12 protein-coding genes are annotated in these 20,873 nt (G+C 74.4%); 11 read left to right on the forward strand and 1 reads right to left on the reverse strand.

Annotated features, from left to right (window positions below; all coding sequences use genetic code 11):
* Window positions 1-417 precede the first annotated feature (417 nt).
* The 9 genes from RM812_RS23070 (at window position 418) to RM812_RS23110 (ending at window position 18,232) form a co-directional block, all read left to right on the forward strand.
* Entirely contained in the window at window positions 418-4,170 is a 3,753-nt protein-coding gene (locus RM812_RS23070; protein WP_311575159.1) for an FHA domain-containing protein, read from the forward strand.
* A gap of 299 nt (window positions 4,171-4,469) precedes the next feature.
* A complete protein-coding gene (locus tag RM812_RS23075) occupies window positions 4,470-5,867 on the forward strand; it encodes an ABC transporter substrate-binding protein (protein WP_311575143.1) in 1,398 nt (465 codons plus the stop codon).
* Window positions 5,868-5,871: 4 nt separating this feature from the next.
* Window positions 5,872-7,218, forward strand: coding sequence for a carbohydrate ABC transporter permease (locus RM812_RS23080; protein ID WP_394816505.1), 1,347 nt, complete (start codon window positions 5,872-5,874; stop codon window positions 7,216-7,218).
* Window positions 7,215-8,132, forward strand: coding sequence for a carbohydrate ABC transporter permease (locus tag RM812_RS23085; RefSeq protein ID WP_311575144.1), 918 nt, complete (start codon window positions 7,215-7,217; stop codon window positions 8,130-8,132). Before RM812_RS23080 ends, RM812_RS23085 begins: the two co-directional genes overlap by 4 nt.
* Window positions 8,133-8,296: 164 nt before the next feature.
* Window positions 8,297-10,603: a bifunctional glycosyltransferase/CDP-glycerol:glycerophosphate glycerophosphotransferase gene (locus RM812_RS23090; protein WP_311575145.1), complete on the forward strand. Its 2,307-nt coding sequence runs from the start codon at window positions 8,297-8,299 to the stop codon at window positions 10,601-10,603.
* Window positions 10,604-10,761: 158 nt separating this feature from the next.
* On the forward strand, window positions 10,762-12,996 hold the full coding sequence (locus tag RM812_RS23095) for a bifunctional glycosyltransferase/CDP-glycerol:glycerophosphate glycerophosphotransferase (protein WP_311575146.1): 2,235 nt from the start codon (window positions 10,762-10,764) through the stop codon (window positions 12,994-12,996).
* Between the two features lie 7 nt (window positions 12,997-13,003).
* Entirely contained in the window at window positions 13,004-15,238 is a 2,235-nt protein-coding gene (locus RM812_RS23100) for a bifunctional glycosyltransferase/CDP-glycerol:glycerophosphate glycerophosphotransferase (RefSeq protein WP_311575147.1), read from the forward strand.
* The gene (locus RM812_RS23105; RefSeq protein WP_311575148.1) at window positions 15,235-16,545 is read left to right on the forward strand and encodes a hypothetical protein; all 1,311 of its coding nucleotides are present in this window, start codon (window positions 15,235-15,237) and stop codon (window positions 16,543-16,545) included. Before RM812_RS23100 ends, RM812_RS23105 begins: the two co-directional genes overlap by 4 nt.
* A gap of 133 nt (window positions 16,546-16,678) precedes the next feature.
* Window positions 16,679-18,232 (forward strand): hypothetical protein, encoded by a 1,554-nt coding sequence (locus RM812_RS23110; RefSeq protein ID WP_311575149.1) that lies wholly within the window; start codon window positions 16,679-16,681, stop codon window positions 18,230-18,232.
* Window positions 18,233-18,327: 95 nt separating this feature from the next.
* On the opposite strand, the gene RM812_RS23115 is transcribed toward RM812_RS23110, so the two are convergent.
* Window positions 18,328-18,741: an organic hydroperoxide resistance protein gene (locus RM812_RS23115; protein ID WP_311575150.1), complete on the reverse strand. Its 414-nt coding sequence runs from the start codon at window positions 18,739-18,741 to the stop codon at window positions 18,328-18,330.
* Window positions 18,742-18,876: 135 nt separating this feature from the next.
* Here RM812_RS23115 and RM812_RS23120 point away from each other — a divergent pair, with 135 nt between their 5' ends.
* Window positions 18,877-19,347, forward strand: coding sequence for a MarR family winged helix-turn-helix transcriptional regulator (locus RM812_RS23120; protein WP_311575151.1), 471 nt, complete (start codon window positions 18,877-18,879; stop codon window positions 19,345-19,347).
* 115 nt (window positions 19,348-19,462) lie between these two features.
* On the forward strand, window positions 19,463-20,443 hold the full coding sequence (galE, locus tag RM812_RS23125; protein WP_311575152.1) for a UDP-glucose 4-epimerase GalE: 981 nt from the start codon (window positions 19,463-19,465) through the stop codon (window positions 20,441-20,443).
* Window positions 20,444-20,873: the final 430 nt, after the last annotated feature.

Below are 20,873 nucleotides of genomic sequence, written 5' to 3' on the forward strand. Positions count from 1 at the left end.
GGCTGTTCCGACCCACTGTAGTGCCGCGGTGTGCGGCACCGGGCTGTCACGGTTGTGCGGGTTCCCATTGGTCCGCAGGTGCGTCTTACGTTCTGCTTCCCCACCCGTACAGGTGCGTGTTCGAAGGAAAGACGCTCGACCCGGTCCCCGGGTTGCCGAGCCCGGACGTGACCGATCCCAAGCGGATTCCGTTCGATCAACGAGGCGACGACTGTCAGGCATTTTTGAGGGCAGAGCCGACCAATCAAGATCATTCGGCGGCGGGCGGCGGGCACGTTGTCAGTGGCAGGTGCGAGGATGCGTGCAGTACTGGCCGACGTGCTCGTGTGGCGGTGGGGGAAGTCCGCGGTGGGGGACCGTGGTGAACGGCTTCTGTCCCGGCGTGCGGGCGCCCGCGCGAAGGGACCGCTGACGGCGATGCAGATCCGGCTGACCGTCGTAGACCCGCTGGGCCCGCATGCGGTGGGGGACCGCGCCGTGAGCTGCGACGTGCTGGTCACCGCACCGGCCGGCACGGCCCTGGCCGCGGTCGCCTCCGGGCTGGCCGCGGCGCTCCCCGGCGGTGAGGGCCAGGGCTCCGGCCAGGTGGTGCTCTACGCCGGTGCGCAGCGGCTCGACGCCCAGCGCAGCACCCTGGGCGAGCCGCCGCTGATCGACGGCGCCGTGCTCTGCCTGGGCGCCCCGGGCGATCCCGACCCGCACACCGAGCCGGCCGAGGTCCCCGCCCAACTCCACGTCGTCGCCGGTCCCGACGCCGGCGGCGTCCACCTGCTGCACGGCGGGCAGATCCGGCTCGGCCGCTCCGCCGACGCCGACGTCGCGCTCGACGACCCGGACGTCTCCCGGATGCACTGCGCCGTGACCGTCGCCGCCGACGGCCGCGTCTCGGTCGCCGACCTCGGCTCCACCAACGGCACCGTCCTGGACGGCACCCGCGTGGGCGACCGCCCGGTCCGCTTCGCGCCGGGCGCGCTGCTGCGGATCGGCGAGTCGGCCCTGCGGCTCGTGCCGGTCCCCCGGGGAACGCAGACGCGGGTGGCGACGACACCGGACGGGGAGGGGCACGTACGGCTGTCCGGCGCGCAGTCCTCCGCGTCACCGGCCGCCGGGCGGGGCGCCGGGACGGACGCCGGGGACGAAGGGGCGCACGCGCGCGTGGCCGACGGGACGCAGGGGCACGCCCGCGCGGGGAGCGGGGCGGACGGTCCCACGCGCGCGACCAGCGGGACGGGCGACCTCACCCACGCGGCCAGGAGTGCGGCCGGCGCCGCGGGCCCGCCCGGGGAGACGGACCGTCGCCCACGGACGGCCCGGACGGCGGACGGACCCGTACCCGCGGCCGACGGCCGGGACGGTTCCCGGCGCGGGACCGGTGCCGACACATCCAGGACCGACACATCCAGGACCGACGCGACCAGGTCCGACGGGGCCGGGTCCGGATCAGGGGACCGGGACCGCCCCGCCGGGCGGACACACCACGCCTACGGCGCCGCGGGGACCGGCACCGGCGCGACACCGGCCGATCCCCCCCAGGTTCCCGGGCAGGGCGGCGCACCGCGCATCGAGAGCCACGGCACCGGCCCCGTGACGGGCCCGTCGCGACCGGTTCCCGCCGGGGGTGACACGCACGGCGGCGCCTCCGGCGCGGGCACCTTCCGTACGGGCGGCTTCGCAGCCGGCGGGACCGAGGCCGCCGCCTTCGGCGCAGCCGCCGGTCCGGGCAGCGGCACGGGACGCAAGGGGACGCCGGTGCGCGGGACCGACGTACCGCAGGGCGTGCGCCGGCGCCACGGGCTCGGCGCGTGGGCGCGACGGCTGACCGGCGGGCGCGGTGGTGCGCAGGAGGCGTCCGGGCCCGCGGCGCACCCCTACGACGACGAGGGGGCCGGACCGGCCTGGACGCCCCCGGCGGGCACCCCCCACGCGCCGGAGGCCTGGCCGGACCCCGCCGCGCTGCTGCTGACGGCGCTCGGCCCGGGGCCGCGGCTGTGGGAGCGCGGCCCGGGTCACCCGGAGGCGCTCACCGTGCGGCTCGGTACCACCGACCGGGTGGCGCCCGGCGTCGACGTGCCGTTGCCCGCGGTCCCGGTGACCGCCGGGCTGCGCGAGGTCGGGGCGCTCGGGCTGGCGGGTCCGCGCGCGCGGCTCGCCGGGCTGGCCCGCGCGGTGCTGGCCCAGCTCGCCGCGCTGCACTCCGCCGACGTCCTGGAGATCGTCCTGATCAGCGCGGACCGCTCCCGTCCGCTCGCGGAGCGGACCGCCGAGTGGTCCTGGCTGGGCTGGCTGCCGCAGCTGCGCCCGGGACACGGCCAGGACTGCCGCCTGCTGCTCGCCTACGACCGCGAACAGGCCACGGCACGCGCCCAGGAAGTCCTCCGCCGCCTGGAGGACCACCTGTCCGACACCCGCGCCGGAACACGGCCGCCGGTCCCGGTCGGCACGGTCCCGGCCCGACCGACGCCTCCCTCGCAGGACGCGCGGCAGGCCGGCCGCCCGGTGACGGCCGCGGGCACCGCCCGGCAGCCCTCCTGGGCACGGCCCGACGACGGGTCCGATCCGGTCGGCGGCTTCGCGGGGTCGTACACCGTGGTCGTCGTGGACGGCGACCCCGGAGGCGCCGACCTGCGCGAGACGCTGGCGCGGCTGGCCCTGGAGGGGCCGCGGGCCGGTATCCACGTCGTGTGCCTCGCCGAGACGGCCGCCGCCTCCCCCACGTCCCCGGTGACGGAGACGTACGAGGCGGCCTGCGCGGTGTCGCCGGTGTTCCGGGAGTGCGGTGCCGTGGCGCTGCTCAGCGGCGACGTGGCGACGGCCCTGCGGCTGCTGCGCATCGCCCGCGCGAGCTCCCCCCCGGGCGCTCCGGCCGCCCCCACCGGGCCGGTCGGTCACGGCACCCTCGGCACGGCCGACGCCGTCTCCCTCGCCTGGGCCGAGCGGTTCGCGCGCGCGCTGGCACCGCTGCGCACCGACGGCGCCCTCGGTGAACGGCACGCGCGCGTGTCCGCACCGCTGCCCCAGGCGGCCCGGCTCCTGGACGAGCTGGGCCTCGCCCGGGCCACCCCGGCCTCCCTGATGGCCCGGTGGGCGGACGCGGCCGACGACCCGGAGGCCCTCGGCGGACGCGCGCACGCCGTGCTGGGCGCCGGCCCGCGCGGCCCGGTCACGGTCGACCTCACGGCCGAGGGACCGCACCTGCTGATCGAGGGGCCGCCCGGCAGCGGGCGCACCGAACTGCTGCGCGCGCTGGTCGCCTCGCTCGCCTCCGCCGAACGCCCCGACCGCCTCGGCATCGTCCTGATGGACGGCCGCGACAGCGTGGGCGCGGGCGGCGGGCACGGCGAGGGACTGCGCATCTGTACGGACGTACCGCACGTCACCACGCACCTCACCGCCAACGACCCCGTTCTCATGCGTGAGTTCGCCCAGTCGCTGAGCGCCGAGCTGAAGCGGCGCGCCGAACTGCTCGGCCGTTCGGACTTCGCCGCGTGGCACACCGGGCGCGAGGTGTCCGGCCGGATGGTCGCCCAGCGCACGGCGGCGGGCGGCGGCGCCCCGGGCCCCGCGGCGATATCGGACACCGGGGACGTCGAGTCCCCGCCCAGCTCCACGCTGCGACTGCGGCCGGGCGCGGCCCGACGCCGGGCGGGGGCGGCGCCCCCACTCCCCCGCCTCGTCGTGATCGTGGACGACCTCGACGCCCTCGTCACTCCCCCGCTCGGCTCGCCCGGGCGGCCCGCTGCGGGGTCGGTGATGCGGGCGCTGGAGGCGGTCGCGCGGGAGGGCGAGCGGCTCGGGGTGCACCTGGTGGCCGCCACCGCGCCCGGGGGCCGTACGGCGCAGACGGAACCGGCCCTGCGCGCCACCCTGCGCGTCACCCTCGACCCGCCGGTGCCGGGGCCGGACGAACCGGCGCCGGGGCGGGGGCGGTTGGCCCGCGCCGACGGGCGTGCCGTGGTCTTCCAGGGCGGCCGGGTCACGGGGCGCATCCCGCGTACGGCGACCCTGCGGCCCACGGTGGTCCCCCTGGAGTGGCACCGCATGGGCGACCCGCCCACCCGGCGCCCCGTGCGGGAGTTGGGCAACGGACCGACGGACCTGGCGCTGCTGGCCAGCGCGTTGGAGCGGGCGGCGCGGGAGGTGGCGGCGGCGGAGGTGCCGTCGCTCCTGTAGCCTCCGGCGGTTCTTCCCGGGCGGCGACGGGGCCGCTGCGCCCGTCGCCGCTCCGGACGCGTCGGCACGGCCCGTCCGGCGTTCGGGACAAGGCCGTTCGGGCCGAGGCGGGGGCCCGGGGCGGCAGCCCCCGTGTCGCCCGCGCCGGCGCCCGCACCAGCACCCGTGCCTGGTCACGAGGCGGTCACGATCCCCCGCCCGACGGCGGACGCGCTCTTGCCGCCCTCATCCCCCTGGCGTACACCAGAGCGCACGGGACAGCGCCGAACGTTCGACGAGGAACGAAGAACGGGGCAGTGATGCGCACGAGCAGCACCATCCGGACACGCAGGACCAGCAAGAAGACCGCCCGGGTCGCAGCCGCCCTCGCCGCGGGAGCGCTCACCCTCTCGCTCACCGCGTGCGGCGGCGACGACGGCAACGGCAGCGGCGACAACGGCAGTCAGGGCGGCGGCGACAAGGAGACGTCCGCCACCGTCACCCTCCCCGAGCTGGACGGCGAGAGCCTCTCGGTCGCCGCCGTCTGGACCGGCACCGAGCAGAAGAACTTCAAGAAGGTCCTCGCCGAGTTCGAGAAACTAACCGGCGCCAAGGTGACCTTCGTGCCCGCCCAGGACCCGATCATCAACTTCCTCGGATCGAAGATCGCGGGTGGCGCCCCGCCGGACGTGGCGATGCTTCCGCAGCCCGGCGCCATCAAGCAGGCCGTCGACAAGGGCTGGGCCAAGCCGCTGGGCGCCGAGGCCACCAAGGAACTCGGCGAGAACTACTCGCAGGGCTGGCAGGACATCGGCAAGGTCGGCGGCAAGCAGTACGGCGTGTACTACAAGGCCGCGAACAAGTCCCTGATCTGGTACAACGCGCAGGTCTTCGAGAACGCCGGCGCGACCGAGCCCAAGACCTGGGACGAGCTGCTCACCACCGCCCGGACGGTCTACGACTCGGGCGTCACGCCGTTCTCCGTCGGTGGCGCGGACGGCTGGACCCTCACCGACTGGTTCGAGAACGTCTACCTCTCGCAGGCGGGCCCGGAGAAGTACGACCAGCTCGCCCAGCACGAGATCAAGTGGACGGACCCGTCCGTCAAGAAGGCGCTGACCACCCTCGCCGAGATCTGGGGCAAGAAGGACTACGTCGCGGGCGGTGCGACCGGCGCCCTCCAGACGGAGTTCCCGGCCTCGGTGACGCAGACCTTCACCGGCGGCGACCAGCCCAAGGCGGGCATGGTCTACGAGGGCGACTTCGCGCAGGTCAACATCGGTGAGACCAAGGCGAAGATCGGCACGGACGCGAAGGTGTTCCCGTTCCCGGCCGTCGGCGGCACCGCGCCGGTGGTCTCCGGCGGCGACGCGGCCGTGATCCTGAAGGACTCGAAGGCGGCGCAGGCGCTGGCCACCTGGCTGGCCTCGCCGGACGCGGCGGCGATCCAGGCGAAGCTGGGCGGTTTCCTCTCGCCGAACAGGAACCTCGACACGTCGGCGTACCCGAACGAGGTGCAGAAGAAGATCGCCGAGGCGCTGATCGCGGCCGGCGACGACTTCCGCTTCGACATGTCGGACCAGGCCCCGCAGGCCTTCGGCGGCACTCCCGGCAAGGGCGAGTGGAAGACGCTGCAGGACTTCCTGAAGAACCCGAAGGACGTCGCCGGCGCGGCGTCGAAGCTGGAGGCGGACGCGGCCGCCGCCTACGGAGGCTGACGCGATGACGTCGGCCACGGCGGCAGGGACCCCACCGGCCCCTGCCGCCCCCAAGTCGCGCAAGAGCGTGACCGGCACCCGCAGAACCGTGGCGGCCCTGTTCCTGCTGCCCGCGCTGGTGCTGCTCGGCGCGCTCGTGGTCTACCCGATCGGGTACTCGCTGATCCGCAGCTTCTACGACCAGTCCGGCGACTCCTTCGCCGGATTCGACAACTACGAGGCGCTGTTCACCGACGACGGCATCCGCACCGCCCTGAAGAACAACATCCTCTGGGTGGTGTTCGCGCCGACGGTCGCCACCGCGCTCGGCCTGATCTTCGCGGTGCTGACCGAGCGGGTGCGCTGGGGCACGGCGTTCAAGCTGGTCGTCTTCATGCCGATGGCGATCTCGATGCTGGCGGCCGGCATCATCTTCCGCCTGGTGTACGACCAGGACCCGGACAAGGGCGTCGCGAACGCGGTGTGGGTCGGGGTGCACGACACGTTCGCCGAGTCGTCCGCGTTCCCGAAGGCGCACCCGGGCCGTGAGTCGCCGCTGGAACCGGCCGGCGGGGGCGCGTTCGTCACCAAGGAGCCGGTCGGTACGGGCGAGGTGATCTCGCTCCCCCTCGTCGGGGTCGCCCCGGACCTGATGCCGGACAGTGCCAAGAAGGCCGTGCCCGCCGAGCCCGAGGACGGGAAGATCACCGGCACCACCTGGCAGGACTTCACCCGCGGCAAGGGCGTCGGGAAACTCGGCGGCGTCGACCCGGCCGAGCTGGGCTACGCCGGGATGAAGATCGAGGCCGTCAAGGACGGCAAGGTCGTCGCGTCGACGAAGGCCGCCGGCGACGGCACGTTCACGCTGCCCGCGGAGGCCGACGGGGCGCTGCTCAGGCTGCCCGCCGACAACTTCAAGGAGCCCTACAACGGCCTGGACTGGCTCGGCCCCTCGCTCGTCACCCCGGCCGTCATCGGGTCGTACGTGTGGATGTGGGCGGGCTTCGCGATGGTGCTGATCGCGGCGGGACTGGCCGGGGTCCCCCGGGAGCTCCTGGAGGCCGCCCGGGTCGACGGCGCCAACGAGTGGCAGGTCTTCCGACGGGTCACGGTCCCGCTCCTCGCACCGGTCCTGGCGGTCGTGGCCGTCACCCTGATGATCAACGTGCTGAAGGTCTTCGACCTGGTCTTCATCATCGCCCCCGGCTCCTCCCAGGACGACGCGAACGTGCTCGCCCTGGAGCTGTACCGCAAGGGCTTCGCCTCCGACCAGCCGGGGATCGCCAGCGCCATCTCGGTGTTCCTGCTGCTCCTGGTCATCCCGGTGATGTGGTTCAACGTACGGCGACTGCGGCGGGAGGTGCGGCGATGACCGCGGACGCGGGTTCCCTCACCGAGGCGGCCGAGAAGCCCCCCGAGACCGCCGTCAGGGCCAGGCAGTCGCTGGGGGCGCGGCTCGCCGAGGGCGTCAGCGGCGGACTGGTCCGGGTGTTCCTGATCGTCGTGGGCCTGTTCTGGCTGGTCCCGACCATCGGCCTGCTGCTGTCCTCGCTGCGCACGCCGCGGGACATGGCGGCGAGCGGCTGGTGGGAGGTCTTCACCAAGCCGTCCCAGCTCACCTTCCAGAGCTACGAGGAGCTGCTGAAGAACGGCGACATCACCTCCTCCCTCGTCAACACCGTACTGATCACGGTCCCCGCGACGGTCCTGGTCGTCGTCATCGGCTCGCTCGCGGGCTACGCGTTCGCGTGGATGGACTTCCCGGGCCGCGACTGGTGGTTCCTGGCCGTGGTCGGGCTGCTGGTCGTCCCCGTCCAGGTGGCACTCATCCCGATCGCCGAACTCTTCGGCATGATCGGTCTGTTCGGCTCGATCGTCGGCGTGGTCCTGTTCCACGTGGGCTTCGGACTGCCCTTCGCCGTGTTCCTGCTGCGGAACTTCTTCGCGGAGATCCCGAGGGAGCTGCTGGAGGCGGCCCGTCTCGACGGCGCCGGTGAACTGCGGCTGTTCGCACGGGTCGTGATGCCGCTCGGCGGGCCCGCGATCGCGAGCCTGGGCATCTTCCAGTTCCTGTGGGTGTGGAACGACATGCTGGTCGCGCTGATCTTCTCGGACTCCGGGAACCAGCCGATCACGGTCGCCCTGCAGACGCAGGTACGGCAGTTCGGCAACAACATCGACGTCCTGGCGCCGGGCGCGTTCATCTCCATGGTGATCCCGCTGGCCGTGTTCTTCGCTTTCCAGCGGCAGTTCGTGTCCGGCGTGATGGCGGGCGCCGTCAAGTAGCCGCCGCGACACCACTCTTGAGGGGACGGGCCGGTCACCGGCCCGTCCCCTCGCTCGTACGTGCGCCCGGTCCCCCGAATGCCGCAGGGACCGTAACCAAGTCACTCCATTGGCCGTTCCCGGGCCGAACGCCCGCGCCGACCCCGCCGACCTATGGATGTCCCGTGCCCCGGTTCAGTGTCATCGTTCCCGCGTACCAGGTTCAGGCGTATCTGCACGCGTGCCTGGAATCGGTGCTGTCCCAGTCGTGTCCGGACCTCGAACTGATCGTGGTCGACGACTGCTCCCCGGACGCCTGCGGTGCGATCGCCGACGAGTTCGCGGCCCGCGACCCGCGCGTACGCCCCGTGCACCTGCCGCGGAACCAGGGCCTGGGACCCGCCCGCAACGCCGGGATGGAGCGGGCGAGCGGCGACTACCTGGTCTTCCTGGACGGCGACGACACCCTCGCCCCGCACGCGCTGCGGGCCATCGCCGACCGGATCAAGGAGACCGGGGAGCCGGACGTCCTGGTCTACGACTACGCGCGCACCTACTGGACCGGCGAGACGGTCCGCAACCGGGCCGCCGCACACCTGAGCGAGCGGGGCCCGGCGCCGTTCCGGCTGGCCGACCGGCCGGGACTGCTGAAGCTGCTGATGGTGGCCTGGAACAAGACGGTCCGGCGGGAGTTCGCCGAGCGCGCGGGCTTCACCTTCCCGCCGGGCTACTACGAGGACACCCCGTGGACCTACCCGGTCCTGATGACGGCCGGGTCCATCGCCACCCTGGACCGGGTCTGCGTCCACTACCGGCAGCGCAGGCGGGGCAGCATCCTGGGCACGCCGAGCGCGCGGCACCTGGACGTGTTCACGCAGTACGACCGGGTCTTCGCGTATCTCGAGTCGTACCCGGAGCTGGCCCGCTGGCGGCCGGTGCTGTTCCGCCGCATGGCCGACCACCTGACGACGGTGTTCACCCGCCCCGACCGCCTCCCGCGCTCGCTGCGCGCCGAGTTCCTGCGCCGGGCCCGCGTCCACTGCCGCCGCTACCGGGTCCCCGGCGCCCCCGCCCCGCTGCCCGTACGGCTGCGCCACGCCCTGCTCCGCCTGGGCCTGCGCCGCACCTACGAGGCCCTGCGGCTGGCGTCGGCCCTGCGCCGCCGGACGGGGAAGGCCGCCGCCAAGCTGCTGCGCGCCGCGCGGTCCGCCGCCCTGCGCCTGCACTACCGGGTCCAGCGCCGCCTGCCCCTGCGCGCCGACCGGGCCGTCTTCGCCGCCGACGGGGGCCGGGGCCACGGCTGCAACCCGGGCGCGCTGGAGGATGCGTTCCGCACCTTCGCCCCGCACGTGCGCACGGCGTGGGCCGCCGCTCCCGAGCACCACCACGCGGTCCCGCCCGGCCCGCGCCGCCTGACGCCCGGCACGGCCGCGTACTGGACGGCGCTGGCCCGCTCCCGGTACCTGGTGCACAACACCGCCTTCGACCCCGGCCTGGTCAAGCGCCGGGGCCAGGTCCTGATCCAGACGCAGGCCGGGACCCCGCTGGCGTACACGGGCCTGGACCTCCAGGAGCGTCCGGCCGCCGCCCGCGACACGGACTTCACCCGGATGCTGCGCGACGTCGACTCCTGGGACTACGTCGTCTCCGCCAACCGGCACTCCACCCTGACGTGGGAACGCGTCCACCCCGGCGGCTACACCGTCCTGGAGTACGGCCAGCCCCGCACCGACGTCTTCCACCGGGCGACGGCCGCGGACGTGGCCCGGCTGCGCGAGAGCCTCGGCATCCCCGAGGGCACGGTCGCGATCCTGTACGCGCCCGCGCACCGCGACTACCGCCGTACCCAGCGCGTCGCCCTGGACCTGGAGCGCGTCGTCACCCACCTGGGTCCGCGGTTCATGGTGCTGGCCCGCGCGGCCCCCGAACACAGCGGCTGCGCCGGCCCGCTCGTCGCGTCCGGGGGCCGGGTCCTCGACGTCAGTGACCACCCGAGCGTGGAGTCGCTGTGCCTGGCCTCGGACGCCCTCGTCACCGACTACTCGGCGCTGGTGTTCGACTACGCGGGCCTGGACCGCCCGATCGTGCTCCACGCGGACGAGCCGGAGGCGTACGAGGCGGCCCGCGGTACCTACGTCGACCTGCACGCGTTCCCGCCGGGCGCGGTCGTGCGGGACGAGGACGAGCTGATCGACGTCTTCGCCGGCGGCCACTGGCGGGGCTCGCGGTCCGCCCGGCTCAGGGCGGCCTTCCGGGAACGGTTCTGCCCGCACGACGACGGCCGCGCCGCCGAGCGCGTCGTACGCCGGGTGGTGCTCGGCGAGAAGGACCTGCCGCCCGTCGTGCCGCTCGCCGAACGCCGCCCCGCGCCCTCCTCCCCCACACTCGACCCCGCTCGCACCGGAGGACCCCCGTCCGCGGCCCTCGCCCGCACGCCGCTGGCCACCGTGCCGCAACCGGCCGGGCCCCGCACCGTCACCGACAGCTTCTGACCACCGTTCGCGTCCACGGGGAGTCCGCATGGCCCGCAGCTCGTCGCGGCCCACCCCGTCCCGGCCCTCCACCTGGCGGCCGACGGGACGGCCGGGCCGCCGGACGGCACGTGCGGCGGGGGCTCCCGTCGGACCAGGACACCGAGAGAAAGTGCAGTATGCCCCGTTTCAGCATCATCGTCCCGTCCCATGGGGTCGCGGGGCGGCTCTCCCAGGCGCTGGATTCGGTCCTCGCCCAGTCCTTCGGCGACTTCGAGCTGATCCCGGTCCGTGACGCCCCGGACCTCGCCGCGGCGGACGTCGTCGAGACGCGCGCCGAGCGGGACTCCCGGGTGGCGCCCGTCGACTCGCCGCCGTCGGCCGGGCTGGCCGGGGCGCGCAACACCGGGATGCGGGCGGCGACCGGCGCGTACCTGCTCTTCCTCGACGGCGACGACGTCCTCACCCCCGGTGCGCTGGCGGCGCTGGACGCGCGGCTGGCGGAAACCGGCGGCGATCCCGGCGACCCCCGCGACCCCTGCGTCGATGTGCTGTACTTCGAGCACGAGCGCGTCCCCTGGTGGGAGGGCGATCCGACCAACCCGGCCGCCCCGCTGCTGGCGAAGGCCCCGGACGGTCCCTTCCCCCCCGACCGGGCCCCGCACCTCACCGGGGTACGGCTGCCCGCGTGGAGCGCGGTCTACCGCCGTGCGTTCCTCACCGAGCGGCGACTGGCCTTCCCCGAGGGGCACTTCACGGACGTCGGCTTCGGCGCCCTGGTCGCGGCGCGCGCCGAGCGCGTGGCGGTGCTGCGCTCCGTCGTCGTACGGCATCTGGTGCGACGGCAGGGCAGCCGGCTGAACCTGCCGGGCGAGCACCACGCGGACCTCCTCGACCAGGCCGAACTGGCGCTCGTGCACGCCGCCGAGCAGGGGCTGCCGGCCGAGCGGCGCGGGCCGCTGTTCGAGCAGCTCTTCGCCGCGATCCTCAAGACGGCCACCCATCCCCGGCGCCTGACACGCCGGGAGCGCCGCGACTTCTTCCGCCGGGCGAGCCGCCTCTACCGGCTCCACCGGCCGGCGGGTTTCCGGCGGCCGGGCGGCCGGCTCGGCGTGCAGCACCGGCTGCTGGCCTCGGGGTCGTACCCGGGCTTCCGCGCGCTGCGTGCCGCCAACCGCGCCGTGACCGGGCTGCTGCGACGCCTTCCGCGCCCGCACGGGCTGCGCACCCGCCTGCTCTACCGCCATCACCTGCGCCGCCCGCTGGACCCGAACCTCGTCGTGTACTGCGCGTACTGGGGCCGCGGCTACGCCTGCAACCCGGCCGCGATCCACGCCAAGGCCCGCGAACTCGCCCCGCACCTGCGCGGCGTGTTCCTGGTCGAGCCGGGCCAGGCGCACACCGTGCCGAAGGACGTCGACCACGCGGTCATCGGCAGCCGGCGCTACTGGGAGGTGCTGGCCCGGGCCAAGTACCTGGTGAACAACGCCAACTTCGCCGACGGCGTGGTCAAGCGCCCCGGCAGCGTGCACGTGCAGACCCAGCACGGCACGCCGCTGAAGACGATGGGAGTCGACCAGTCGACGTACCCGGTGGTGGCGGCGGCCACCGGCAGCTTCGCCAGGCTGCTGCGCCGCGTCGACCGCTGGGACTACAACCTCTCCGCCAACCGCCACTCCACCCGGATGTGGGAGCGCGCCTTCCCCGGCTCCTACGAGCACCTGGAGTACGGCTACCCGCGCAACGACGTCTACTGCACGGCCACCGCCGACGACGTCGCCCGCGTCCGGCGCGAACTGGGCGTGCCGGAGGGGAAGACGGCCGTCCTGTACGCCCCCACGCACCGCGACTGGGCGACCGGCTTCGACGCGGGCGGCCTGGACCTGGAGGCGTTCTGCGAGGCGGCCGGCGAGGACGTGGTGGTGCTGCTGCGCGCCCACTACTTCTACGACCGGGGCGGCGCGCGCGGCAGCGGCCGGATCATCGACGTCACCGCGCACCGCTCCTCGGAGGACGTGTGCCTGGCCGCCGACGCGCTGGTCACCGACTACTCGTCGATCATGTTCGACTACGCCAACCTGGACCGGCCGATCGTCGTGTACGCCGACGACTGGGACGTCTACCGGGAGACGCGCGGCGTCTACTTCGACCTGATGGCGGCGCCGCCGGGCCCGGTGGTGCGGTCGCCGGAGGAGCTGGCCGGCGTCTTCCGCGACGGCTCGTGGGCGGGGGACGAGGCCGCGGCGCTGCGGGCCGCCTTCCGGGAGCGGTTCTGCGAGTTCGACGACGGCCGGGCCGCCGAGCGCGTGGTGCGCCGGGTGCTGCTCGGCGAGCCGCCCCAGGCGCTCCCGCCCGTGCTCCCGCTCGCGGAGCGCGTCCCGGCCCCCGCCGCCGTCACCCCAGTGAGGAGCTGAACCCGAAGTGCCCCGCTTCAGCGTCATCGTCCCCTGCTTCAAGGTGCAGGGCTTCCTGCGCGAGTGCCTCGACTCGGTCCTGGACCAGTCCTACCGGGACATCGAGGTGATCGCCGTCGACGACTGCTCCCCGGACGGCTGCGGCGCCATCCTCGACGAGTACGCCGCCCGCGACGAGCGGGTGCGGGTGCTGCACCTGGCGGAGAACGTCGGTCTCGGCCGGGCCCGCAACGCCGGGCTGCCGCTCGCCGGCGGCGACTACCTCTTCTTCCTCGACAGCGACGACACCCTGACCCCGGGCGCCCTGCGCGCGATGGCCGACCGGCTCGCGGAGACGGACGACCCGGACGTCCTGGTCTTCGACTACGCGCGCACCTATTGGTGGGGCGGCACCCGGCGCAACGCCCTGGCCCGGGTCCTCGCGGAGGCCGGCGACGGCACCTTCACGGCCGCCGAACGCCCCGAGATCCTCGACCTGCTGATGGTGGTGTGGAACAAGGTCTACCGGCGCGACTTCGTGGAGCGGGAGGGCTTCACCTTCCCGCCGGGCTACTACGAGGACACGCCCTGGACGTTCCCGGTCATGTTCAGCGCCGGGCGGATCGCCACGCTGGACCGCATCTGCCTGAACTACCGGCAGCGCCGCCAGGGCAACATCCTGTCCACCACCAGCCGCAAGCACTTCGACGTCCACGAGCAGTACGAGCGGGTCTTCGCCTTCCTCGACGCCCGCCCGCAGCTCGCGCGGTGGCGGCCGTTCCTGCACGCCAAGATGGGCGAGCACTGTCTGGACATCCTGTCCAAGCCGGACCGGCTGCCGCCGTCCGACAAGGCCGAGTTCTTCCGCCGTACCGCCGAGAGGTTCCGCGCGTACCGGCCCGAGGGCGCCGAGGTCCCGCCCGAACTGCGGGTGCTGGAGGGCGGGGCCCTCGGATACGCGGCCTACCGGCTGCGGCGGCGGTCCGGGCGGGCGGCCGGGGAACTGGAGCGGCGGGCGCGGCAGGCGCGGGGGGCGGTCGCCGGGCACCTGGGGCGGATGCGGAGCGCGGTCGACGCCCGGCGTCCGCTGGACCCCGACCTCGTCGTGTACTCGGCGTTCTCCCACCGGGGCGTGCTCGGCGACCCGGCGGCGATCCACCGCAAGGCCCGCGAGATCGCCCCGCACCTGCGGGGGGTGTGGGTGGTGCGTGACGAGGAGTGCGCGGCGGCCCTGCCGCCGGACACGGAGCACGTCGTCCTGGGCAGCCCGGCCTACCGCCGGGTGACCGAACGGGCCACGTTCTTCGTCAACAACGTCAACTGGCCCGGTGCCGTGGCCAAGCGCCCCGGCAGCGTCCACATCCACACCCACCAGGGCACCCCGCTGAAGTACATGGGCGTCGACCTGCTGGGCAAGCCCGGGGCCCGGCACGGTCTCGACGTGCCGCAGATGCTGCGCCGGGCGGACCGCTGGGACTACAGCCTGGTCGCCAACCGGCACTCGGAGCGGGTGTGGGAGCGGGCGTACCCGTGCCACTTCACGTCGGTGCGCACCGGCAGCCCGCGCAACGACGTGCTGGTGGGCGCGGGTCCCGAGGACGGCCGCCGGGTCCGTGAGCGGCTCGGCGTCCCCGACGGCCACACCGTCGTGCTGTACGCGCCGACGCGCCGGGACTACCGGCGGGGCGGGCACGTCGACCGCGTCGACCTGGCCCGGCTCGCCGCCGACCTCGGCGACGGCCACACCCTGGTGGTCCGCCTGCACCCGTCCCTGGCCACCGGCCCGGCGCGCGGCATGGGCCTGTCGGAGCTGCACCGGCGGGGCGTGCTGATCGACGCGACGGGCGAACCCCGCGTCGAGGACGTGCTGCTCGCCTCCGACGTGCTGATCACCGACTACTCGGCCCTGATGTTCGACTACGCGCTCCTGGACCGGCCGATCCTGGTCCACGCCGACGACTGGGGCGCCTACGCGGCGAGCCGGGGCGCCTATTTCGACATCACCGCCGAGGCTCCGGGCCATGTGTCGCGCTCCTACCGGGAGCTGGCGTGGCTGCTGGCCTCCGGGGCGTGGCGGGACGAGGAGGCGGCGCGGCTGCGGTCGGCGTTCCGGGCACGGTTTTGCGAGTACGACGACGGGCGGGCCGCCGAGCGGGTCGTGCGGACCCTGATGCTGGGCGAGGCGATGCCCGGCCCGGAGCCCGCGGCCGTGCCCGGCGCCCGGCCCGTCCCGGCCGGCCGCGACCTGCTGACCTCGTCGTGAGGCCGCGCACCTGGGTGCTGGTCCTGGCCGCGGTCTTCGCCGCGCTCCAGCTCGCGAACGTCACCGGCCGGGCCTCTCCCGACACCAAGAACTACCTGTCGTACGCGCTGAGTCTCAGCGGCGGGAGCGAGCGCGGGGTGGCGGCGGCCACGATCGACCAGGTGTGCGCCGAGGAGGCGGCGAAGGCCCGCCGCGCCCAGCGCGTGGACGTGGTCCGCTTCCACCGGGCCGACCCCGCCGACCGGGTCGGGGCCGAGTGCCGGGAGCGCGAGTGGCGGGCGGTGGAGCCGCGGCTGGCGGCCGGGCGGACCGGCGGGCACACCGTGCCGTACATGCCGGAACGCTTCATGCGGATCTTCGAGGCGCGGCCCGGCTACCCGGCGTTCCTGGTGCCGTTCGTCATGGCCCTCGGCGTGACGTGGGGGCTGTGGGCGGCGAGCGTCGTCATCGCGTGCGCGGGCGGGGTCCTCGCCTTCCTGGTCCTGCGCACGATGTCCGTGCCGGTGCCGCTCGCGCTGACCGGGCAGGCGCTGTACTACGTGCTGCCGTGCGGGACGACCGCGATGCGCCCGATGACCGAGGGCCTGCTGCTGGCGCTGACCCTGGCGGCGGTGTGGGGCTGTGCGCTGGTGCTGCGGGCGCGGCGGGAACGGGCCGGACTCGCCCTGGTCGCCGGGTCGCTGCTCGCGCTGTTCGCCGTCAAGCACTCCCAGGCGCTGTTCCTGGGGCTGTGCCTGGCGGCGGCGGGCGCGCTGATCGCCGTACGGCGCCACCGACGGGGCCGGCCGCCGGGCCGGGACGTGCTGTCGCTCGGGGCGGTGGGCCTGGCCGGTGCCGTCCTCACCATGGTCCTGGCGCGGCTGCTGGACTACCCGTCGGAGTCCGACAGCCTCCAGGACCTGCTCACCGGCCACTTCGCCCGGCCCGACCGGGAACACCCGTGGCCGGAGTTCTGGCGGTTGCAGGGCAACTTCTGGGTGGAGTGGCTGCGCCGGCAGGCGTGGGAACCGCTGTTCGTCGCGGCCCTGGGCGCGGGGGCGTGGGGCGCGTTGCGGCGCGGGGGCGCGGCCGGCGGCTTCCTGGTCGCGGCCGCGTTCACCGGGATCCTCACCCAGGCCGGGCATCCGGACATCAACATCTGGGGCGAGCGGCTGATCGTGCTGGCGTGGCTGCTGCCGGTGGTGGGGGTGCCGCTGCTGCTGGAGCCGGTGGCGCGGGGGCGGGTGGCGCTGCCGGCGCGGCGCAGGGGCACGTGGACCGGGCCCGCGCGGTCGGCTGAACATCACTCGCCGGACATCACTCGCTGACATCGCTCACTGAACACCACTCGGTGAACATCACTCGGTGAACATCACTCGTTGAGGTGACACGAGGTCACGTCGTTGACCCCGCTGGGAATATACGACAAATGCCCCGAATGTCCCATCCTTCGCCCGTTCCGTGAGCGCCGGCGTCCTCGTCCGGCGGACCGTGCGCGGCGCGACGGCGCTGCGCGGCCGTCGAGGCCTGCGCCCCACTCCGTTCCAGGTCGCCGGGTTCCTGTTCTTCCTGCTGATGCCGCTGGCGTACTGGGCGGTGCCGCTGTGCTGCGACGCCGGGCAGCACGCGGCCGTCGTGGAGCGCCTGAAGACCGGCCTCCTCCACCCCCGCCACCCGATGGCCGACCTGCCGGGTGCGGGCAGCGCGTACTACTCGCCCTACGCGGTGGCGCAGGGCCTGTTCGCCCGGCTGACGGGACTGGGCGGCTGGGAGGTGGTGCGGCTCGCCGGACCGGCGAACCTGCTGGTACTGCTGACCGGCCTGGGCCGCTTCGTACGGGTGCTGACCCCGCGGCCGTGGGCGCCGGTGCTGGCGCTGGGCGCGATGACGCTGCTGTGGGGCACCGAGCGGGCCTGGTGGAGCGGCTATCTCGGGCTGATGTCGATGACGGGCAACCTCGGCTACCCGTCGACGTTCGCGATCGGGCTCACCTTCTGGGCGTGGGCGCTGACCGGAGCGCGGGCGCGGGACGCGGGCCGGGTGCGGTACGTGGGGCCGGGCGGGCTGCGCGGACTGCCCGGGTACGCGGTGCTGGGCGCCCTCTACGGCCTGGTCCTGCTGGTGCACCCGATCACGTCGGTGGCGGCGGGGCTGGGCGCGGTGGCGCTGGTGGCCGGGTGGCAGCGCGGGTGGCGCGGGGCGGTCGTCGGGCGGTGGGCGCTGACGGGCGCCGTGGCGGTGGCGACGGCGGCGGTGTGGCCGTACTTCGACGTGTTCGCGCTGGCCGGGGACGACAGTGTGGACGCGATGCACCGGGTGCTGTACCTGGACCTGCCCGGGGAGTTCTGGCTGACGCTGCTCGGGCTGCCCGCGCTGTGGCTGCGCGGACGCCGCTCGGCGCGGGATCCGCTGGTGCTGATGTTCGCGCTGGACTGCGCGGTGGTGGCGTACGGCTGGTTCAGCGGCCACTACACCTACGGCCGCATCCTCGGGCTCACGCCGGTGCCGCTGCAGTTCGCCCTGGCGGTGGAGCTGGCGGCGCCCCGGCCGTGGGGGCGGTGGCGGCGGGCGCTGGGCCGGGCGGCGGCCACGGGGGCCCTGCTGGGGTTCCTCGCGGTGCACGCGGGTGCGGTGGTGCCCCGGGCGCTGGACCCGGTCGGCTTCGAGCAGCCGCCGCACTGGCCGGAGTACGCGTGGGCGGCCCGGCACATCGGCCCCGGCGAGGTCGTGATCACCGACGGCTACTACGCCTCCCACGCCATCGCCGGGTACGGGCCGAACCTGGCGGCACCCCCCTGGCCCGACCCGTCACTGGACGAGCGGGAGCGCAAGCGGCGCGTGGCCGAGGTCAAGGCGTATCTCGCCCCGGACTCGACCCGCGCCGAGCGCGCCGCCGTCGTCCGCCGCCACCACGTCCGCTGGCTGCTGCTGACGCGCTGGCAGCCGCTGCCCGACGAGGCGGTGGTGGTGGCCTGGAGCGAACGGACGGGGGAGGTGCTGGCCCGGGTGGGGTGAACGCCTCGGGGCCCACTCGACGACCGGCTCGGCCCACTCCATCCACTCGGCCTGCTCGATCTCTCGATCTGCTCGATCTACTCGATCTACTCGATCTACTCGATGACGAGCTCGACCGGGATGTTGCCGCGGGTGGCGTTGGAGTACGGGCAGACCTGGTGGGCCTGCTCGACCAGCTTGCGGCCGGTCTCCTCGTCCACGCCCTCGGGCAGCTCGACGCGGAGGGTGACGGCGAGCGCGAAGCCCTCGCCCTGCTTGCCGATGCCGACCTCGGCGGTCACCGCGGCGTCGCTGACGTCGACCTTCGCCCGCCGGCCGACGAGACCGAGGGCGCTGCCGAAACAGGCGGCGTACCCGGCGGCGAACAGCTGCTCGGGGTTGGTGCCCTGCCCGTCGCCGCCCATCTCGACGGGGGCGCCGAGCGCGAGGTCCAGCTTGCCGTCGGAGCTGACGGCGCGGCCGTCGCGGCCGTGGGTGGCGGTGGCGGCGGCGGTGTAGAGCGCGTCCATGGAGAACCATCCCTCTGAAATGAGCGTTCTGTGGCGACTGACGTGCTGTCGCCCTGCTGACCCCACCAAGTAGAGCACGCAATTCAATTGCGCACAACTGAATGGCCCACAAGCGTGGTCGGCTACCCTGAAGGGATGACCACGCCCGCAACGGACTGGCTCCGTCTGGACCAGCAGATCTGCTTCTCCCTGAACGCCGCCTCGCGCGCCTTCGGCGGCGTCTACCGCGTGATCCTCAAGGACCTCGGTCTCACCTACCCGCAGTACCTGGTGATGCTGGTGCTGTGGGAGCACGGCGAACTGCCGGTGAAGAAGCTCGGCGCCCACCTGCGTCTCGACTCCGGCACGCTGTCGCCCCTGCTCAAGCGGCTGGAGGCGGCCGGCCTGGTCACGCGGGAGCGCAGCGCGCGCGACGAGCGGTCGGTGGAGGTACGGCTGACCGGTCGGGGTGCGGCGCTGCGCGGGCGGGCCGTCGAGGTGCCGCGCCGGATCGCCGCGGCGACCGGCTTCGACCTCGCGGAGGTCGAGGACCTGCGCACGCGCCTGGACCGGCTCACGGCCGCCCTGGACGCGTACGACCCTGAGGCCGCTTCGGCCCCCTCCTGAGGGACCGGCCGACCGGGGAAATCCGCACGGAGGAACCCGATGACGGATCATGATCGTTGAAGGCCATCGAGGGACCGGAATCGACCGAGGCCCACTGACGAGGGGACGGCCGCACATGACCTGGCTGATCACCGGCGGCGCCGGATACATCGGGGCGCACGTCGTACGGGCGCTGACCGGGGCGGGCGAGCGGACCGTCGTCTACGACGACCTGTCCACCGGCATCGCCGAGCGCGTGCCCGACGGCGTCCCCCTGGTGGTGGGCTCGGTCCTGGACGGCGAACGGGTCGCGCGCGCCCTCACCGACCACTCCGTCACCGGCGTCGTGCACCTCGCGGCGAAGAAGCAGGTCGGCGAGTCGGTGGACCTGCCGCTGCACTACTACCGGGAGAACGTCGAGGGCCTGCGCGTCCTGCTGGACGCGGTCACCGCGGCCGGCGTCCGGTCCTTCGTCTTCTCCTCCTCCGCGGCCGTGTACGGGATGCCCGACGTCGACCTGGTGACGGAGGAGACGCCCTGCGCGCCCCTGTCGCCGTACGGCGAGACCAAGCTGGCCGGTGAGTGGCTCGTCCGGGCGACCGGCCGGGCCACGGGCCTGTCCACGGCGTCGCTGCGCTACTTCAACGTGGCGGGCGCGGCGAGCCCGGAGCTGGCCGACACCGGCGTCCACAACCTCGTTCCGATGGTCTTCGAGAAGCTGACCGAGGGCGCCGCCCCGTGCGTCTTCGGCGACGACTACGCGACGCCGGACGGCACCTGCGTCCGGGACTACATCCACGTCGTCGACCTGGCCGAGGCCCACGTCGCCGCGGCCCGCGCCCTGTCCGACGCCCCCCGCCGCACCCTCACCCTCAACATCGGCCGGGGCGAGGGCGTCTCCGTCCGCGAGATGATCGACCGCGTCAACGCCCTCACCGGCCACGACCGCGCCCCGACGGTCGCTCCACGCCGCCCCGGCGACCCGGCCCGGGTGGTCGCCTCGGCCGAACGCGCCGCCGTCGAACTGGGCTGGAAGGCCAAGTACGGCGTCGAGGACATGATCACGTCGGCCTGGGCGGGCTGGGTACGGCTGCATCCGGGGGCGGCGCGGCACTGACGCCCTGCTCGCACCCTTCGCTCCCGGCCCGAAGGACGCACGCCGCCGCGGCCGACGGGACACGATGAGTACGTGGGGTCCTCGTCAGCCCGGATCCTGTCCGGCCAGTCCCCGGACCAGGCCCTCCGGATCGCGCTCGCCGTCGCGGGTCGTGGGCCCCGTGGGCCAGTCCACCGCGGATCAACCGCTCGACCGCCTGGGGCGGACAACCTGGCCCGCCCCAGGCGTCGTGCTCCCGCAGAGGTGCCCCTCGGCCAGGTCCTCGGGGGGCGGAGGGCGTGACCCAGCGGGTCCTGGCCCAGACCCCGCGCCGCCTGGAGCGCAACGGGACGGTCGTGCGCCGTGTGCTGCCGACCTCGCCGGTCGGGGTCGAGCACTCCCCTCCCGGACCTCGTCTCCGGAGACCTTCGGGTGTCCGTCTCAGCGACCG

Origin of the sequence: Streptomyces lancefieldiae (assembly GCF_031845825.1) — a bacterium.
Taxonomy (GTDB): Bacteria; Actinomycetota; Actinomycetes; order Streptomycetales; family Streptomycetaceae; genus Streptomyces; species Streptomyces lancefieldiae.